Origin of the sequence: Acinetobacter sp. YH01024 (assembly GCF_013420195.1) — a bacterium.
GTDB classification, from domain to species: domain Bacteria; phylum Pseudomonadota; class Gammaproteobacteria; order Pseudomonadales; family Moraxellaceae; genus Acinetobacter; species Acinetobacter amyesii.
The window spans coordinates 1-2,796 of record NZ_VOYQ01000091.1 but is presented as its reverse complement, the minus strand read 5'-3'; the positions used below and the strand labels follow the sequence as shown (position 1 = coordinate 2,796).

Here is a 2,796-nt window from a genome sequence, read left to right as displayed (position 1 = left end):
CGTTACGCAGACGAAATACCGAATCAGGAATATTATCAGCAGAGGAAAGGGAGAAATCGATAGAGGCAGAAAGACTCGCCCGTAATAATTTGGAATCAGCTCGATTAAAAGTTGCTTCACTTGCCCCAAATAAAGTTGAAGAGACAAAATTACGCGAACGACTCGCTGCACTACAAGCGCAACTTGCCAAGACCAAAATTCGTGCAGAAGTTTCAGGTATTATTTTAACGCGTAATGTTGAGCCAGGGGATCTGGTACAACCGAGTCAGACTCTCTTCACTATTGCACTGGATGGTGCGACTGAAATACGAGTGCCATTTGATGAACGAAATTTACCACTGCTGGCTTTACAACAAAAAGCCGCAGTGATTGCAGATGCCTATCCAAATCAATCTTTTCCTGCCCATATTAATTTTATTGCTCCAAGTATTGATGCTCAACGTGGCACAGTAGACGTCCGATTAACAGTTGATCCAGTCCCAGGTTTTCTGCGTCAAGACATGACGGTATCGGTAAATGTTGAAACCAACAAGCGCGAGCGAACCTTGGTCATTCCAAATGATGCTTTAAGCAGTATAAGTGGCAACAAGGCTATGGTTATTTTAGTAAGAGATAGAAAAATTCAACGTCATCCTATCACACTGGGTTTACGTGGTTTGGTTATGTCTGAAGTTGTAGCTGGAGTGAAAGAAGGTGATCACGTCCTTACCGATGCAGAATCAGTGCTTAAAGATGGAACTCGTGTCCGAATAGAGAAAACTAAACGTGTTTTCCAGAGTCAAACGGATCAGAAAAATAGCAAAAATGAATTACCGGTGAAATTCGATTGAAAAACTTTTTTAGGCGACTTTGGACCGAGTGGACCATCGCAATCAGTTTTTTGCGAGAGGGTCGCACACAGTCGATGATGATTACCATTGGCGTCGCGGTGGGGGTAGCGGTCATTGTGTTCATTAGCGCCTTAATTCAGGGTTTACAATCGAATATTGTAGAAAGGACTTTAGGGACACAAGCGCATATTCGTTTGCTCTCACCAGATGAGGTGAATCATATTGTGCCACCAGCAGCAGGAACACTTCAGTTGTTACTAGAAGATCAGCGTGCACAACGCTTACGTTCTATTAATAATTGGCAGCAGATTACTGGGACTTTAGATCATTTACCGGTGTTGACTGCGGTTTCTCCTGTGGTCTCTGGTCCTGCATTTGTACAGCGCGGAGATGCAATTCAATCTGTTGCATTGGTTGGTATCAACCTTGAACGTTATCAACAGATTATTCCGTTGAAGCAATATATGGTGAGTGGTGAATTACGGGTCAGTGCGGATAATGTATTAATTGGGCGTCAATTAGCCAAAGATTTGGGTGTGCAAGTCGGGAGCAAATTAAGATTAGATACTGGACAACAGAAAAATGCAGTGGTGAATATCTCTGGAATATTTGAACTGGGCGTGCGTGAATTGGATGCGCGCTATGTCTATCTGGATTTGAAACAGGCGCAATCTTTACTTAATTTGCCTGGTGGGGTCACAGTGATTGATCTGACGATCCAAGATATTTTTCAGGCGGAGCAAATTGCCTCACAAGTTGGACGCCTGGTTGGATTAAAAGCAGAAAGCTGGATTGAAACCAATGCTCAATTAATGAATGCGATTACCGCTCAAAGTCTTTCGACCAACATGATTATTGTTTTTGTAGGGATTTCAGTCGCTTTTGGAATTGCCAGTGTGATGTCGGTGAGTGTGGTGCAACGGACTCGGGAAATCGGTATTTTACGTGCAACTGGGGCTACACAAACGCAAATTTTAAGAGTTTTCTTATTTCAGGGAGCAATTTTTGGTCTGCTTGGTTCGATGCTTGGTAGTGTTGTCAGTTATGGTTTGATCTGGGGATTTAATCAGTTTGGTCCCGGCTTGTTTTATATTTCGATTTCAATCAAGCTTATCTTGTCGGCATTATTCTTGGCGACAGTGACAGGTATTTTGGCTGCTGCAATACCATCCCGTCGGGCTGCTGCACTTGATCCTGTGGAGGCAATTCGTCATGTTTGATCCATCTCAGGAAGTACTGCGTTTAGAAGCATTGCGAAAGTCTTACAATGTTGGGCAGCCTAATGAAGTGGAGGTATTACATGGAATTGACCTGTGTATTCAACGGAATGACTTTGCTGCATTAATTGGTCCTTCTGGTTCAGGCAAAAGTACTTTACTGAATATTCTCGGCTTATTAGATCAGCCTAGTCGTGGTGAGTTGTACTTGTTGGGGCAGGCTACAAGCCGTATGGATGATACGGCTCGGACAGCATTACGAGGCAATAGTATAGGTTTTGTGTTTCAGTTCCATCATCTTATACAGGCTTTTACTGCCTTACATAATGTACTCATGCCATTAATGCTGAAGCAAGGTAAGCCAGATCAATCTGCGTTGCAATATGCCCATGAATTATTGGCCGCTGTAGGGTTAGATAAGTTCGCTGACCGTAAACCCAATGAGCTTTCTGGAGGGCAGCAGCAACGCGTAGCGATTGCACGTGCACTGATTACTCAGCCTGCACTATTGTTGGCCGATGAACCGACAGGTAATCTGGATACTCAAACTGCTGCGGAAATGTTTGAATTATTTCGTAAAGTACATCGCGAACATGACTGTGCAGTCTTATTGGTGACTCATGATCCTAGATTATCGGCGACCTGTGATCGAACCATTAATTTGGTGGATGGGAGAATTCAGAGTGATTCCAAACACGAGATGGAATGAGCCGGAATGTAGATCACTCTTCTGGTAAAAGCAGTTCAAA

The 2,796-nt window shown here is 43.5% G+C and carries 3 protein-coding genes; all 3 read left to right on the top strand.

The window, feature by feature from the left end; translation table 11 throughout:
* The coding region (locus FTT88_RS16885; RefSeq protein ID WP_180174130.1) for an efflux RND transporter periplasmic adaptor subunit at nucleotides 1-830 on the top strand (830 nt) is incomplete at its 5' end.
* On the top strand, nucleotides 827-2,050 hold the full coding sequence (locus tag FTT88_RS16880) for an ABC transporter permease (RefSeq protein ID WP_180174129.1): 1,224 nt from the start codon (nucleotides 827-829) through the stop codon (nucleotides 2,048-2,050). The genes FTT88_RS16885 and FTT88_RS16880, both read left to right, overlap by 4 nt.
* Complete coding sequence (locus tag FTT88_RS16875) at nucleotides 2,043-2,756, top strand: ABC transporter ATP-binding protein (RefSeq protein ID WP_004984479.1); 714 nt, start codon at nucleotides 2,043-2,045, stop codon at nucleotides 2,754-2,756. The genes FTT88_RS16880 and FTT88_RS16875 overlap by 8 nt, the downstream gene beginning before the upstream one ends.
* Nucleotides 2,757-2,796 lie beyond the last annotated feature (40 nt).

What these genes read in the sequence shown, in the direction of transcription:
- FTT88_RS16875 (WP_004984479.1), top strand. Translation starts at nt 2,043, where the DNA reads ATGTTTGATCCATCTCAGGAAGTACTGCGTTTAGAAGCATTGCGAAAG.